This is a genomic window from Microcoleus sp. MON1_C5 (assembly GCF_036701875.1).
Lineage (GTDB): Bacteria > Cyanobacteriota > Cyanobacteriia > Cyanobacteriales > Microcoleaceae > Microcoleus.
Genome location: NZ_JAUBRN010000030.1, coordinates 23,987 through 39,405, shown reverse-complemented (window position 1 = coordinate 39,405; position 15,419 = coordinate 23,987). Strand labels below are relative to the sequence as shown.

10 protein-coding genes and 1 pseudogene are annotated in these 15,419 nt (G+C 47.7%); 9 read left to right on the top strand and 2 right to left on the bottom strand.

The window, feature by feature from the left end; translation table 11 throughout:
• Positions 1-112 precede the first annotated feature (112 nt).
• From QUA71_RS16125 to QUA71_RS16115, 3 genes are all read left to right on the top strand, one after another.
• Positions 113-532 carry a hypothetical protein gene (locus QUA71_RS16125; RefSeq protein ID WP_333286422.1) on the top strand — a complete coding sequence of 140 codons (420 nt, stop codon included), beginning with the start codon at positions 113-115 and terminating at the stop codon, positions 530-532.
• Between the two features lie 187 nt (positions 533-719).
• Positions 720-1,160 carry a peroxiredoxin gene (locus QUA71_RS16120; RefSeq protein WP_006632849.1) on the top strand — a complete coding sequence of 147 codons (441 nt, stop codon included), beginning with the start codon at positions 720-722 and terminating at the stop codon, positions 1,158-1,160.
• A gap of 434 nt (positions 1,161-1,594) precedes the next feature.
• Positions 1,595-4,249, top strand: coding sequence for a C39 family peptidase (locus QUA71_RS16115; protein ID WP_333286419.1), 2,655 nt, complete (start codon positions 1,595-1,597; stop codon positions 4,247-4,249).
• A gap of 96 nt (positions 4,250-4,345) precedes the next feature.
• On the opposite strand, the gene QUA71_RS16110 is transcribed toward QUA71_RS16115, so the two are convergent.
• The gene (locus QUA71_RS16110; protein ID WP_333286417.1) at positions 4,346-5,233 is read right to left on the bottom strand and encodes a PEP-CTERM sorting domain-containing protein; all 888 of its coding nucleotides are present in this window, start codon (positions 5,231-5,233) and stop codon (positions 4,346-4,348) included.
• A gap of 897 nt (positions 5,234-6,130) precedes the next feature.
• Entirely contained in the window at positions 6,131-6,346 is a 216-nt protein-coding gene (locus tag QUA71_RS16105) for a hypothetical protein (RefSeq protein ID WP_190662664.1), read from the bottom strand.
• 610 nt (positions 6,347-6,956) lie between these two features.
• Here QUA71_RS16105 and QUA71_RS16100 point away from each other — a divergent pair.
• The 6 genes and pseudogenes from QUA71_RS16100 to QUA71_RS16075 all read left to right on the top strand — a co-directional run.
• Positions 6,957-8,495, top strand: a pseudogene (locus QUA71_RS16100) (ferredoxin--nitrite reductase); the annotation flags it as partial.
• A gap of 18 nt (positions 8,496-8,513) precedes the next feature.
• Positions 8,514-8,843: a 2Fe-2S iron-sulfur cluster binding domain-containing protein gene (locus QUA71_RS16095; RefSeq protein ID WP_333286468.1), complete on the top strand. Its 330-nt coding sequence runs from the start codon at positions 8,514-8,516 to the stop codon at positions 8,841-8,843.
• Positions 8,844-8,934: 91 nt separating this feature from the next.
• Positions 8,935-10,269, top strand: a complete 1,335-nt coding sequence (locus QUA71_RS16090) for a CmpA/NrtA family ABC transporter substrate-binding protein (protein WP_333286415.1) — start codon at positions 8,935-8,937, stop codon at positions 10,267-10,269.
• Positions 10,270-10,449: 180 nt separating this feature from the next.
• Positions 10,450-11,319 carry a nitrate ABC transporter permease gene (gene ntrB / locus QUA71_RS16085; protein WP_333214635.1) on the top strand — a complete coding sequence of 290 codons (870 nt, stop codon included), beginning with the start codon at positions 10,450-10,452 and terminating at the stop codon, positions 11,317-11,319.
• Positions 11,320-11,528: 209 nt separating this feature from the next.
• Positions 11,529-13,553: a nitrate ABC transporter ATP-binding protein gene (locus QUA71_RS16080; RefSeq protein ID WP_333286413.1), complete on the top strand. Its 2,025-nt coding sequence runs from the start codon at positions 11,529-11,531 to the stop codon at positions 13,551-13,553.
• 104 nt (positions 13,554-13,657) lie between these two features.
• A complete protein-coding gene (locus tag QUA71_RS16075; protein WP_333286411.1) occupies positions 13,658-15,403 on the top strand; it encodes a nitrate ABC transporter ATP-binding protein in 1,746 nt (581 codons plus the stop codon).
• Positions 15,404-15,419 lie beyond the last annotated feature (16 nt).

Sequence of the window (15,419 nt, the reverse complement as noted above, 5' to 3'; positions counted from 1 at the left end):
TTTGATCTGGTAAATTAATTTTACTCGCATCGATCAATCAGGAAAACACACCGATAATCTAACACGCAATCACCGGCAGGTCAAGGTGATTACCTGAAGGATAAAAAAGAAAATGCGTAAATACATTATTTTCAGCGCAGACAAAGGCGAACTGGAAAAATACCGTTCACTCACGGAAACAAAAGTAGGAGAAAGCTTTTACCGAGTAGCTAATGCCGGATCGGTTAAGTCATTGATTTGGACAATAGCCGAGCATTATGACTCTAGTGGTAAGCCATCCCCAGCACCGGGCTATCGTTTAACCGAAAGCGTGGTTGTCCCAAGTGCGATCGATCCAATGTTTCCCAGTGCATCAACTCATTTCAGAGACAGTGGCTGGGAAGTTGTGAAAGTTCACGAATACACTCCTGAAATTCCTGCCCCCTATGGTGCAGAGTTTGACTCAATTTGTATTTGCTATTGCGCTTACAAACCAATAGAAAATACTCCACTCAAGCAATATGAGCGATCGCCCGTAACCATTGATTCATAAAGGAGGCGATCGCACAGCTTACGATCGCTGGCTAGAGTCCCACAAACAACCTACTGAAGTTTAATTAAATATCATGAACAGGCTTTCCGGCCTGTTCCACAAAGAATAAATTTTCTTGTGGGCCGTTGCTCCTAGCCCGCCCAAAATCAATTAAACTACAATTATAAATCTCAAGAAAAACAAAACTATGACATTACCAGTTGGGTGCGCTGCCCCTCAGTTTACCGCCAAAGACACAAACGGCAACACCGTCTCCCTCTCCGACTTCACCGGTAAAACCGTCATCTTGTATTTCTACCCTAAAGATGACACCCCCGGTTGCACAAGACAAGCCCAAAGCTTCAAAGCAGCTTATGAAGAATACAAGGGCAAAGATCTTGTAATTCTCGGTGTCAGCCGAGACAACGAAGAATCGCACCAAAAGTTCACAGAGAAATACGGTTTGCCTTTCCAGCTATTAGCAGATGTTGATGGTACGATTACCAAAGCTTATGATGTCGAGAAAGGCGATTATGCCAAGCGCGTTACTTTCGTCATCGACGGTACCGGCAAAATCATTCAAGTTTATGAGGGCGAAACCATGAAAGTTGACTCTCACGCTCAAGATATTCTTGTCACCATAGTTTAGTCGAATTTTAGCCGATCGCACTAACCTTCCTGGATGCACCAAACGGCTAAAAACCCGGTTTTTTCCTAGATGCCTCGTTGCTATAAGCAATATTCTCGTAGGAACCGGGTTTTTTTCGTAAGTCCTCACTCAGCAAGTGAGGGGTCAAGGATACAGGGGGAAGCAACCTACTCGAACTAAATCCCTTCCCTCAAAACTTGCACCACAAATCTGCTCAACCAGGGATATATTCGCTTAATGTGCTTATGGTACGTCTAAAGTTAGATTTGTGGCGCAACTCCCGCCAATAATTAAAAACTTATACTGGAAAAGGCATTAACCGCCCGTAGGCTGAATCTAGGGGCGATTTTGTCCTGGTTCGGGTCATTGTGTTTGATAAAATCAGAAGTTATCCTTGCTTTAGCTGAATAACTAAGTAGGTAGAGGGATATATAATGACAACCAACAACATTATTTTGAGTTACTTAGGCCCGCGAGAAATTGAGGCCAATAGAGCCACTGTCTTAGTTGGCAGTTTTGACAAAAATCTAGTGGCAGCGATTTCAGCAGCAGAAGGCTCAAATGCGCTGAATATGGGGATCAATCTCTCTAGAGGCTTTTGGCACATCAGTTTAGAAAAAGGATTCGATAGCGCAGGAACTCGCACACTGCAGGTGAGGGCAACTGATAAGACCGGCAAAGTTATCGGCCAACAAACAATTAACATCAAAGTTAATCCTGCTTCTCAATCACCCGCTCAATTCTTCACGTTAATTACTCTCAGAGATACCGCATTCAAAGTCGGAACACTGCCCGCAAGCAATCTCAACAACCTGCAAAAAGCGGAAATACCAGCAGGTAAAACTTATCAAATTAGGGACTACGAGTTAGAAGACGGTCACCTGAATGTTCAACTAAATAATCCAATTCCTCCGGTGGGAACCTCTGGCTTTTTCTACGAAAAACACGTAGTTATAACCAAAGGCGCAAAAATTCTCATATTCGATCGCGCCGAGTTGCCGGCCCCGCCACCTGGAATGCAGTTACTGTGGGTGATCAAAAAGACCTGGTTAAAGCTCAACCCCACAGATTCTGCAACTTTAGGATCAACTCAGAAATTACAATTTAACGCGGGAGAAACTTTCAATATTCTCGGCTACGCTTGCGTGGAAAACCATTTCCGAGTCGCTTTTGCTCGGGCAGTTCCTAACTTGGGAACTTCAGGATTTCTGTACTGGCAGCACGTCCAAATTTTGCGAGACGGCAGGGGAATTGAGTATGATAGAAATGCAGTTACGATGACAATCATCAAAACGACTGTGTTTAAAAAGCGGCCGATAAATGCCGCTAGCCTGCCACCCCAAGAAAAAATTACCTTGTCGGCGGGAATGATTTACGGAATTGCCGGATTCTCGATCGAAGAAAGCCACATAAAAGTCTCGCTGACCGAGAATTTGCCGGAATTTGGCAATACAGGTTTCATTTATCCCGATTTTGTGCAATTCAGCCGCGGTGGCAAATCTTTCAATCCCGCTGTGAATTTAACTTATCAAGGGCCGTCAGAAGTTTTAGTAAATCAGCCGATCGTCCTTCGGGGTACTTTTGACCGGCAACAAGCAGCAAAAATTGACGTGATAGCTGAGGATACATTTCCCCTAAGCGTCACGCTAAACCAAGAAGCCAGCACTTGGCAAGTTAATTTGTCTAAAGGATTTAGCGTAGCTGGAGCTCGGTGGCTCAGGTTGCGAGCAACTGACAGCAAAGGCAACGTTACTGGCAGCCAAATAATTTACATTACCGTAAGTTCCGATCCGCTAACTGTCGGACGAGGTTTGACCTTAAAGATAGTTTCTGACACTTTGTTTAAGGTAGCTCCGGTTGATTCTTCTCGACTCAACAATCAGCAAAAAGTTCTTGTCAAAGCAGGCCAGACTTTGACGGTTAGCAGATACGGATTTATTGACGGGCATCTCAAGGTGGTTGTGGATTCAGAAATTTCGCCGATCGGCACTTTTGGCTATTTTTACGAACCCGACGTTCAGTTAGCCAAAGGTACTCAAATCCTAAAATTTGACCTGGCCGACGTACCGAATAGCAACGTCAGCGCTCAACTCTTGGTAATTCAAACAACTCAGATTAAAGCTCAACCAGAAGATTCATCTAAACTGCCTGCGAATCAAGTTGCTCAAATAACTTTAGGCAGCACCTATGCCATTACTGGTTATGCCTGCATTTTGGGGCATTTCCGAGTAACTCTCGCCGAATCAATTCCCGGTTTCGGCAATATCGGATTTATTTATTGGCAGGATGTTAAAATTAAAAAAGACGGCAAAGAAGTTGCCTTTGACCCCAGTGCTTTGACGATGACAATCCTGCAAGCAACTGTGTTTAAAAAACGGCCGGTAGATTCTGCTAGCCTGAGCAGTACCGAGAGAACTACGCTGCCTTTAGGTCGAGTTTACGGCGTGAACAGCTACGGGGCGGAAGCATCTCACCTGAAAGTTTCCCTGACTGAAGAACTGCCGAATTTTGGCAATACAGGTTATGTTTTTCCTAGTTTTGTTCAGTTCAAGCGGGGAGATAAAATTTTCGATCCGGTTCCGAACAATGTGGAATTGAACGTGCCGTATTTTTCGCAGCGGGACAATCCGCGTTTTGACTGGTCTACTTGCAACGTAACTGCGATCGCCATGGTGCTTTATTATTACGGCCTTCGTTCGGAGGGGGGCGGACAATTGGAGGATGAGTTGTTGCAGTGGTGTTTCGATTATGCCGGCCAGGGTTCTCAAACCGATCACAACGTGCTTTCGGCGCTGATTGATGCCTACGGGTTTAAGACGAGTTTTAGTACAACTCGCACATGGGCCGAGGTGCGATCGGAATTGCTAAATCGGCGGCCAATAGTTTTAGCAGGAGATTTTACTGCGGCCGGTCACATTCTTACTGTAATTGGCTACAATTCTCAGGGTTATATCGTGCAAGATCCGTGGGGAGATGCACTCACTGGTTACAGCGATACTGAGGGGAGAAAGTTGATGTATCCCTACAATTACGTCAATCAAGTTGCTGGACCAGATGGGAATGTTTGGGCCCATTTTATCTCTCCATAATCTACTCTACTGTTTGCAATTTGTGAGGCACTACGCCTATTCGTAAGGTGTGCATAACAGCTATTCGTAAGGTACTTTATGCACACCCTACCTAAATTAGGAAATCTTGCGCTTAATTTTGCGTTTTGCTGCGCCAATACCTAAAAAGCTCAATCCTAGTAAAGTACCAAACCAAGTAGAAGGTTCGGGTACAGCCTCAAACGATCCTTGAATAGCGATCGCATCGTTAGCGCACTCGGCAAAAAAGTTAGCAATATAATTCCCCGAAGGCATTGAGGATTTATTAAAACTGAATCCAATTGTTTGAGAACCCACGGCATTAAACTGAGCGAAATTAAGACCGAGGACGCTCAAAGTCGCTGGCGTTAAAAAATTGACTTCTGCTACTTTTGTACCCGTAGCTATTGAGTTGAGAATAGTCGAGTTTCCTGTTTGTTGAAAATAGGGATCTGTGGCAGCTAAATCGCCCATTGATGGGGTTCCGCCTTGAGATGCCACTACCGTATTGAATTGATTTAAATTGCTAAAACCAGAGTTAGTTTGGGTGACGTTTTTCGCTGTAACATTTCTGTAAACGCCTGTTGTCGCCACGCCGGAGTCATTTCCGGCAGCAAAGCGGATACCAAACAAGCTGCCGTTTGCGTTAGCTGTATTGAAGTTTTGACCGGAAAAATTGAAGAAGAAATCGCCGTAGTTGATGTTGCCTCTTTGAGCTAGTGGGTCGGCATATCCTGCTAAACTTAGATTGGAGTTGATGGCGATGAAAGCTGTATCTGATGTTTCTTTGATGGCGATGCCGTAAAATTCAAATTCCCCGCCGCCGATTTGGGGCCCTGTCACGCCGTCGTTGAAAGAATCGATCGCATAATTCCAGCCGTTAGATAGCGTTGCTGCTGTAGCTTTTTGTTGCTGTATTGCGAAAAGGGCACAGAAAATAGCCACTGAGTAAGTCCAGTGGATGCTGTTTTTAGCAATGGATTTCATAAAATGCTCCCTGGGAATGAGTGTTAAAGCATCCTGTCTGTTCGCTCGACTGTTTTTAATTTTCAGTCAATCATATATTTCGGTGGAAAATATTAAAATATTGCTAAAAATTTGGTCGGGCGATCGCATTATATCAACTATATTGGTTAAAAAACTAACCAATCGCAGTAACTAAATACATGATTTAGGCAGGCACAGTATAAAGTATGGCTGCATAAGTCTTGTATAGGTAAAAATACACTGACTACCGGGTTTAGGCAGTTGAGTCCACCCATAAACTGTCTGCGAGTCAATGTCCAGGGTTGACGGGCCCTTACAAGATATTATTATTTTTCCGGTCGATTTGCTCAATTGATTTTTTATTAATTACCAATTAATTTTGGCAATTGGGTGCGTGATGTTATAGCTGCCGCTCCCTGATTCTGTTAATATTTCGATTGTTTGATTAATAATTTTCATAACTTGCCTGTCATCTCCATCCCTGTTCAATAGATCTCTACAATAATTATTGTGGAACAGGCATCCTGCCTATTCAAGACAGGCTTTTATGGAGATGTCTAGTAATTATAATTACGTTGCTGGGGATGACTTCATTTCTCACACTTCTTAAATGTCGATCGCGCCCAAAAATTTTACTAATTTTACCCTAAGCGTTCCACCCAACAGGCTCTCACTCGATCGTCAAAACTGTGAATCAGCACTTTTTCTGTAAGTGCCGCACAAAGCGAGAATTGGATAATCAAAAAAAATTATACCGCAAGAGCGATCGCAAGTTTTTAGAACACCCAAGAAACTTCCGGCGCTACATCCGCTGCAGGCATCGTGGGTTCCTTCTAAATGGGCCGGTGGTTTCTGCACTTGCAGCGGTGCATAAATCAATCAAATTTTTAAATGCTGTTAATATATCGCCGACAGTTCGTTGACTATCTTGACTCTTCCCTTAATCACAGAACGCAGCAGGCGGTTGATCGAATGTCTGTATTCCTCGTCGAGAGAGTCATCCAAAACAGCGGCCATCAAGCCGTAGCGATCGGCTAAAGTCAAACAACCCGTCTCCGCAACAGAGGCAACCATTTCGGAAATCGCGCCGGGGATAAGTTGAACTACAAACATGAGATGTTCCCTGAATTCGACACTTATATCATCTCTCGTTCTCCGAAAATTAATAGTGACGCTGGCCTAGCACACAAGGTGATGTTTTGAGGCAAACTGTGTGACAGCGACCGTTGTAATTGTGTGACGATCTCGTTTTAAGTCTGCGATCCCAGTCACAAAATTAATTTTAGATATTCCAATTTCCCCCTCTCTCCTCCTAAATCTAAAGATTTAGAGAGATTTTTCGGTTTTGTGGGCGTCTTTACCCATTTCCCATGTATAAAACGCATGAGCTCTATGCGAAATATTCATAAAACTCAATATTTTGTAAAAATAGCTACGAATATTTACAATCGTGGGCTTTACATTAGCTCATAACAAAGGTGCATCGAAACGCAGCGATCGACCCAATCATCGGTAGCAACTATAACCATAAATAGTTTGGCGACGTTCGAGCCAGCGCCCAGTCAAACTCAAGTTTACAGAAGACCAACCATGCTTAAAAGAAATTCGATCTAGTAACTAAATATACAGTTTTAAATTCATACAGTCACTAAGGTTAGCAGGAAACACACACTTTATGCTCCAAGTCAATACCTCCCCACAAGCCAGCAGCGAGGGTAAACCGATGACCCAAACAATAGAACCCAAAGCCCAAGCGAGCCTGAACAAGTTTGAAAAACTCAAAGCCGAAAAAGATGGCTTAGCATTAAAAGGCGAACTCGACCACTTCGCCGCAATCGGCTGGGAAGCAATGGACGAAACAGATCGCGAGCACCGCCTCAAATGGCTCGGCATTTTCTTTCGGCCAGTAACTCCCGGCAAATTCATGATGCGGCTGCGCTTGCCCAACGGCATCATTACTAGCAATCAAACCAGAACGCTAGCAGAAATCGTCCAACGCTACGGCGACGACGGCAGCGCCGACATCACCACCAGACAAAACCTGCAATTGCGCGGAATTCGCATCGAAGATGTACCCGACATCTTCCGCCGCCTCAAAGAAGCGGGCATGACCAGCATCCAGTCTGGCATGGACAACGTACGCAACATCACGGGTTCCCCAGTCGCGGGCCTGGACGCCGACGAACTGATTGATACGCGGGAACTGGCGAACGAAGTCCAAGACATGATTACGAACAGCGGCGAAGGCAACCCCGCGTTTTCAAATTTGCCGAGAAAGTTTAATATTGCGATCGCAGGCTGCCGCGACAACTCAGTCCACGCAGAAATCAACGACATCGCCTTCGTACCCGCTTACAAAGATGGCAACATCGGCTTTAACGTTTTAGTCGGCGGTTTCTTCTCCGCCAAACGCTGCGAAGCTGCAATTCCTCTCAACGCATGGGCAAGTCCCAGCGACGTTGTAGATTTGTGCAAAGCAATTTTAACTGTGTTTCGCGATCGAGGCCCGAGAGCAAACCGCCAAAAATCGCGGCTGATGTGGCTGATTGACGAACTCGGAATCGAACAATTCCGAGCCGAAGTCGAACAAGAATTAGGTCGCACTTTGCCCGCCGCCGCGCCCAAAGATGAAATCACCTGGGACAAACGCGACCACATCGGCATCTACCCCCAAAAACAATCAGGGCTCAACTATGTAGGGCTGCACGTTCCAGTCGGACGGCTGCAGGCATCGGATTTGTTCGATTTGGCCAGAATCGCCGAGGTTTACGGCAGCGGGGAGCTGAGGCTCACTGTGGAAGAAAACGTGATTATTCCCAACGTTCCCGACTCGCGGATTGAATCGCTGGTCAAAGAACCGCTGTTGCAGCGTTTTTCCATCGATCCCGCACCCCTGATGCGAGCCTTGGTTTCCTGCACCGGCGCCAAGTTTTGCAACTTCGCCCTCATCGAAACCAAAAGTCGCGCTGTGGCAATGATTGAGGAACTTGATGTCGAACTTTCACTTCCCAAACCTGTGAGAATTCACTGGACAGGTTGCCCCAATTCCTGCGGTCAACCCCAAGTAGCAGACATCGGTTTGATGGGAACAAAAGTTCGCAAGAACGGGAAAACCCTCGAAGGTGTAGACATTTACATGGGAGGCACAGTTGGCAAAGAGGCTCATTTGGGTGCTTGCGTCCAAAAAGGCATCCCTTGCGAAGACCTCAAACCGCTGCTGCATCAACTGTTAGTCGAGCAGTTTGGGGCAGTTCCCAAAGAGATTACAGGGGATGTAGCTGTGCTGCACCGGCAACTGGAATTGACGGTTGAGGAGGGCGAAAAGGCAGCCCAGGCACCCAAACCTCAGACATCTACTGTCATTTTCGCTCGCTCGGGCAAAGAAGTTGCTTGCAGCGAAGATGAGTACATTCTCGATGTTGCCGAACGGGCCGGGGTCGAACTTGACAGCGATTGCCGAAAGGGAGTTTGTGGCACTTGTAAGCAGAAACTCCTAGAAGGTAATATTGCCGCCTACGACAGCCACCCCGAAGCGGCCGCCGGCTTAGAACCAGGGTTCATTTTAACTTGCAGCGCGCGGGCGATCGGCAGAGTGACGATCGACGCCTAAACTCACAATGTGAGATGCGATGCCGAGGTCGCGAATTAATCTCACATCTCACATTTCCACCATCTCAAAGTACAACAACAATTCAAGACAAATGAGCAACCTTTCGAGAAGAAAATTCATCATCACCGCCGGAGCAACAGCAGCCGGCACCCTCCTAGCCCACGGTTGCAGTTCCAGTTCCACCACATCTAACGGAAGTGCCACCCCCGCAGCCGGCGGCCCATCACCCAGCGCCGCCCCAGCAGTCAACATCAACCCTGCCGACGCCCCAGAAGTTACCGCAGCCAAACTCGGATTCATCGCCCTCACCGACTCAGCACCCTTAATCATCGCCCAAGAAAAAGGGTTATTTGCCAAGTACGGCATGAAAGACGTACAAGTTACTAAACAAGCATCTTGGCCAGTTACTCGCGACAACTTAGAACTCGGTTCCGACAAAGGCGGCATTGACGGAGCCCACATTTTATCCCCGATGCCTTACCACATGACATTAGGCACTATTACCAAAGGCAATCAGCCAGTGCCGATGAACATTGTGGCGCGGTTAAATACTAACGGTCAAGCAATTTCCCTCAGTAAAAAATACCTAGATTTAAAAGTAGGTACAGACAGCGCACCCCTGAAAGCAGCTTTTGGCAATCAAAACGTTCCTGTTGCTATAACTTTTCCCGGCGGTACCCACGACTTGTGGATGCGCTACTGGCTAGCAGCCGGCGGTATTAATCCAGATACAGATGTTTCCGTGATTCCCATACCGCCGCCCCAAATGGTAGCGAACATGAAATCTGGCAGCATGGAAGCCTTTTGCGTAGGCGAACCTTGGAATGCTCAGCTCGTTACTCAAAAGGTAGGATACACCGCCTTATTAACCGGAGAACTTTGGAAAGACCACCCAGAAAAAGCTTTAGCTTTAAGAGGAGATTGGGTTGAGAAAAACCCCAAAGCTGCTAAAGCAATTACAATGGCCGTACTGGAAGCCCAGCAGTGGTGCGACAAGGCAGAAAATCACGATGAGATGTGCCAAATCATCTCTCAAGATAAGTGGTTAAAAGTTCCAGTAGCAGATATTATCGGTCGCTCTAAAGGTCAAGTTGACTACGGTACCGGCCGCATTGAAGCTGCCAGCCCAGTAGCTATGAAATTCTGGGCTGATAATGCTTCTTATCCCTACAAGAGTCACGATGCTTGGTTCTTAACTGAAAATATTCGCTGGGGTTATATCCCGGCAACTACCGACATCAAAGCCACGGTTGATAAAGTTAACCGCGAAGATATTTGGAAAGCAGCAGCGACAGCACTTGGCGTTCCTGCAGCCCAAATTCCTGCTACCAGTTCTCGCGGTGTCGAAACCTTCTTTGACGGCGTGAAGTTTGACCCAGAAAAACCCGAAGAATATCTGAAGGGTCTGGCCATCAAAAAAGCATAATTAGTTTGTTGACTGTTGACTGTTGACTGTTGAGTGTTGACTGTTAACAGTTGACAAATACCTAAAATTGACGGGGTTGGATCGAGTGAAACGCAGGGTTCGTTCCAGGGGCAAAACCAGTTGAACTCTGTTCTAAGTCTCTACAAATAATCGATTATTCACAAAACTGCAAAAACAAAAATGGCAACAAATCTCGCTGTTACTAAAAGCAAAAATCCAGTAAATTTCGTTCTGGATCACGTTCAAAAAAACCGCCGAAAAATCATCCGCCCGCTGGTAGCAATTACAGTTCTGCTCATAATCTGGCAAATCCTCTGCCACAGTCCCGAGTCCAGCTTGCCGGGACCAATCAAAGCTGTCCAAGAAACCTGGGAGCTGATTATCAATCCTTTCTTCGACAACGGCGGTACAGACAAAGGCTTGTTCTGGCAAATTTTGGCTAGCTTGCAGCGGGTGGCGATCGGCTTTACTTTGGCCGCAGTTCTCGGCATCAGTTTGGGAATCCTCATCGGCACCAACTCCTTAATGTTCGATGCTTTAGACCCGCTGTTTCAAGTATTCAGAACTATCCCGCCCCTGGCTTGGCTGCCGATCGCCTTGGCTGTATTTCAACAGTTCAATCCCTTTGAAGGCATGGGGATGAAAGCTAACGAAGTTTCAGCTCTTTTCGTAATCTTAATTACAGCAATATGGCCGATTCTAATTAACACCACAGTAGGCGTTCAACAAATACCCCAAGACTACAGAAACGTCGCCCGCGTATTGCGCCTCCCCAACCAAAAATACTTCTGGAAAATCCTGCTCCCTTCTTCAGTTCCTTACATCTTCACTGGCTTGAGAATTGGCATCGGTTTGTCTTGGCTGGCGATCGTAGCTGCCGAAATGTTAGTCGGCGGCGTCGGCATCGGCTTCTTCATCTGGGACTCTTACAACAGTTCTCGACTCAGTGCAGTGATTCTAGCAGTGCTTTATGTAGGAATCGTCGGTTTGATTTTAGACAGAATGGTGGGTTTCATCGCTTCCAAAGTTGTTCCTGAAGAACAGAAATAGGATTTGGGCATAGGGCATCGGGCATCGGGCATCGGGCATCGGGCATGGGGAATGGGGAATGGGGGATGGTTGCCCACTACAAACTGCTAGAAATTAGTTATAAATTAATGGCCAATGCCCAATGCCCAATGCCCAATGCCCAATGCCCAATGCCCAATGCCCAATTAATAATCAGCATCATACAAATTACAAACTAACCTAAAATTGCCATGTCAGTATTTGTTGAAGTAGACCACGTTGACCGCGTATTTAACTTGCCGAATGGAGAGCAATACATCGCTCTTAAAAATATCGAACTGAAAATTAAAAAAGGAGAATTCATCACCTTAATTGGGCACTCGGGCTGCGGCAAATCTACGCTGCTAAATATCATCGCCGGCCTCGACAAAGCAAGTCAGGGCGGGATTACTTTAGAAGGACGCGAAGTCCGCGATCCAGGCCCCGACAGAATGGTGGTGTTTCAAAATTACTCGCTGCTACCTTGGCTGACGGTGCGCGAAAATATTGCCCTAGCAGTAGAGGAAATTTACAGCGGTAATTCTAAAGAAGATCGCGAGTTGGTGATCGAACACCACATTAAATTGGTCGGACTCGGACACGCCGCGGACAAACGCCCGGGCGAAATTTCTGGGGGGATGAAACAAAGAGTTGCGATCGCCCGCGCCCTCGCGATTCGCCCGAAATTGCTGCTGCTAGACGAACCCTTCGGCGCCCTCGATGCCTTAACTCGCGGCGGTTTGCAAGACCAGTTGATGAAAATTTGCGAGGAAAGCAAAGTCACCAGCGTGATGGTAACTCACGACGTGGACGAAGCTTTATTGCTGAGCGATCGCATTGTGATGCTCACCAACGGCCCGGAAGCGCAAATCGGGCAAATCCTCGAAGTGAACATTCCCCGCCCCCGCAAGCGCATGGAAGTTGTCAACCATCCGAGTTACTACGCGCTGCGTAACGAAATGGTTTACTTCCTCAACCAGCAAAAGCGGGTCAAACAGCGCCGGGCCAAACAACAACCGCCTGTGATCGCCCGCAACGGCCTGGAAAAAATCAACCTCGACATCGGCTTTATTCCCCTCACCGACTGCGCCCCCTTAGTAGTAGCTAAAGAAAAAGGATTTTTCAAAGCCCACGGCTTGGAAGAAGTCACCCTCAGCCGCGAACCGGGCTGGAAAGCGATCGCCCAAGGAGTCGCCGAAGGACGGCTAGACGCGGCACAAATGGTCGCAGGAATGCCGATCGCCATGCTGTTGGGCATGGACGGTCAAGCCCCTGTACCCGTCTGTAGCGCCCTCACGCTGTCGCGCAACGGCAATTCAATTGTTTTCAGCAAAGACCTTTACAAACAAGGCATTCGGACATTAGAGGATTTCAAAGCTGCGATCGCCAAGAGTCCCGATAAAGTTCACACCTTGGGCATGGTACACTCCGCCTCCATGCACAATCTGCTGTTCCGCTACTGGCTGGCCGCCGGCGGCATCGACCCCGACCTCGACGTGGGCTTGACCGTGATTCCGCCCCCGCAGATGGTATCGAATTTAAAAGCAGGCAACATTGACGGCTACTGTTCAGGCGACCCCTGGAACTCCCACGCAGTCAACAGCGGTACGGGTTTTGTCATGGCCCGTTCCCTCGATATTTTGCCCGGACACATCGAAAAAGTTCTCGGTGTTACCGAAGATTGGGCTCAGAAATATCCTCAAACCCACCTCGCCCTCGTCAAAGCACTTTTGGAAGCCTGCGACTACTGCGACGACCGCCGCAACCGCGAAGAAGTCCTAGCATTGATTAGCCAAGAACAATACATCGGCGCCGATCCGAAAGACATCCGTCCGGGGTTCCTCGATCCGTACAACTCCGGTACGGGGGCAGAACCCGAAATGCTCTACAATTTCAACCAGTTCTACGTTGACAAAACCAATTTTCCAGACCGCCTAGAAATGGTGTGGGTGATGGCGCAGATGGCTCGCTGGGGGCTGATCCCGTTCCCGAAAAACTGGGTGGAAGTGGTCGATCGAGTTTTGCGGCCCGATGTTTTCGGTCAAGCAGTGCGCGAATTGGGCTTGCCGGATATCGCCAGAGATCGCCGGACGATCGAGCTATTTGACGGCACTGTGTTTAATCTAGACGACCCGATCCAATATCTTCAGAATGTCAAAATTAAGCGCGCCGTCCGCATTGAAGAAATCTTAATTGAACAAATAGGCAGTCAGTGTTCCATCAAACTGCCAGCATAACCAGCAAATAGGAAGAGGGAATGAGGAGCAAGAAATCAGGAAACAAGACTCCACATTTTCCCCTTCCTCAATCCCTAATTTCAAATTCTCAATCGAAAGTTGTCATGTCTAATTCCCCGACCCAAAATCCAAATCCTGAAATGCAAACTCTAAACACCCCCCAAACAACGACAATTCAAACGCCCAAGCAAGACTTTCTTACTATTAAAGACGTATCGAAAGTCTACGAAACTCCTAAAGGCCCTTACGTCGTTCTCGACGGTGTAAACCTGACTATTAATGAAGGCGAATTTATTTGTTTGATCGGTCACTCGGGCTGCGGCAAATCAACTTTGCTGAATATGATTGCGGGATTCAACGGGCCGACAAACGGAGAAGTAGCCCTGGAAGGTTCGCAGATTACTGAACCAGGCCCCGATCGCATGGTGGTGTTTCAAAACTACTCGCTGCTACCGTGGCTGACTGCTACTGAAAACATTCACCTCGGCGTTGAAAATGTTTACCCGGAAAAGTCGGCAGACGAACACAATACGATCGTCAAGGAACACTTGGAATTAGTGGGGCTGACCGAAGCTTGTAACAAAAGACCGGGCCAATTGTCCGGGGGGATGAAACAGCGGGTGGCGATCGCCCGAGCTCTGGCAACTCGCCCCAAACTGTTGATTTTGGACGAACCTTTCGGAGCTCTAGACCCGATTACCCGGGAAGAGTTGCAGGAAGAATTGCTGAAAATTTGGCGGAAGGAAAAAATTACCGTCATTATGATTACTCACGATATTGATGAGGCTTTGTTTTTGGCCGATCGCATCGTGATGATGACCAACGGGCCAGCAGCTTCCATCGGCGAAGATATGCACGTTCCGTTCAGCCGTCCCCGCAACCGGGCGCGGATTATGGAAGACCCGAAATACTACGAACTTCGCAACTTTGCTTTGGAGTTCTTGTTTTCTCGCTACGCGCACCACGAAGAAGGTGAAGCAACGGACTCCGAGACAGAAGCCGTCGCGCTACCGATGCCATTACCTGCTAGCAAAAAGCCTGCGGTTGCTAACACGCCGATCGCACCTGCACCTTTTGTGTCTCACGCTGCCGAACCCCTAGAAGCTTCGCCGATCAAACGCGGCATCCTGGCAGCCTCGTGGTTCGTAGCAATGCTTACTTTAGCTGCCGTCAATATGTCTGTTGTTTCCAGCCAGCTAAAGCAAGCGAAACTAGAAGAAACTGCACCGCAGGCGGCGACTGCGGCGGCGGTGGTGAGTTCTCCCCCCAGCCCGCAAATCGCAGCAAGTTCGATCGCCACACCGAATGCTAGCCCTGCACCCATCGCTGCTGCTGCAAGTCCTGCGCCCATCGCTGCTGCAAGTCCTGCACCCATCGCTGCTGCTGCAAGTCCTGCACCCATCGCTGCTGCTGCAAGTCCTGCACCGGATGCCAGCTCTGCAGCCATCGCTGCTGCAAGTCCTGCACCGAATGCCAGCCCTGCAGCCATCGCTGCTGCCGCTAACAGCGCCGTCGCGCCCAATGCAGCAACCAGTGCCACATCAGAGATTTCTGACCAAGCCGAACTCGATGCGATCGGACAGAAGTTGTATGCACAAATCGACCAAAAGTGGAGAACAATTCCAACGTTTACCGAAAGTTTGACTTATCGGGTCAAAGTAAAACAAAACGGCGATATCCTACAATTCGATCCCACAAATAAAGCAGCTAAAGATTTCGTCAAAGAAACTCCTCTGCCTGTTTTGCAAACTCCTGCCGATGCCGCAGCAGGCGCTGAAAAAACTGCTGAGTTCCAAGTAACTTTTAGCCCCACCAACGGTGGCGTATTTGAAGTAAAATCAGGGAAGTAGGCGGCATAATACTCCC

Coding starts and splice junctions, on each gene's coding strand:
- QUA71_RS16125 (WP_333286422.1), top strand. CDS start 113: ATGCGTAAATACATTATTTTCAGCGCAGACAAAGGCGAACTGGAAAAA.
- QUA71_RS16120 (WP_006632849.1), top strand. CDS start 720: ATGACATTACCAGTTGGGTGCGCTGCCCCTCAGTTTACCGCCAAAGAC.
- QUA71_RS16115 (WP_333286419.1), top strand. CDS start 1,595: ATGACAACCAACAACATTATTTTGAGTTACTTAGGCCCGCGAGAAATT.
- QUA71_RS16110 (WP_333286417.1), bottom strand. CDS start 5,233: ATGAAATCCATTGCTAAAAACAGCATCCACTGGACTTACTCAGTGGCT.
- QUA71_RS16105 (WP_190662664.1), bottom strand. CDS start 6,346: ATGTTTGTAGTTCAACTTATCCCCGGCGCGATTTCCGAAATGGTTGCC.
- QUA71_RS16090 (WP_333286415.1), top strand. CDS start 8,935: ATGAGCAACCTTTCGAGAAGAAAATTCATCATCACCGCCGGAGCAACA.
- ntrB (WP_333214635.1), top strand. CDS start 10,450: ATGGCAACAAATCTCGCTGTTACTAAAAGCAAAAATCCAGTAAATTTC.
- QUA71_RS16080 (WP_333286413.1), top strand. CDS start 11,529: ATGTCAGTATTTGTTGAAGTAGACCACGTTGACCGCGTATTTAACTTG.
- QUA71_RS16075 (WP_333286411.1), top strand. CDS start 13,658: ATGTCTAATTCCCCGACCCAAAATCCAAATCCTGAAATGCAAACTCTA.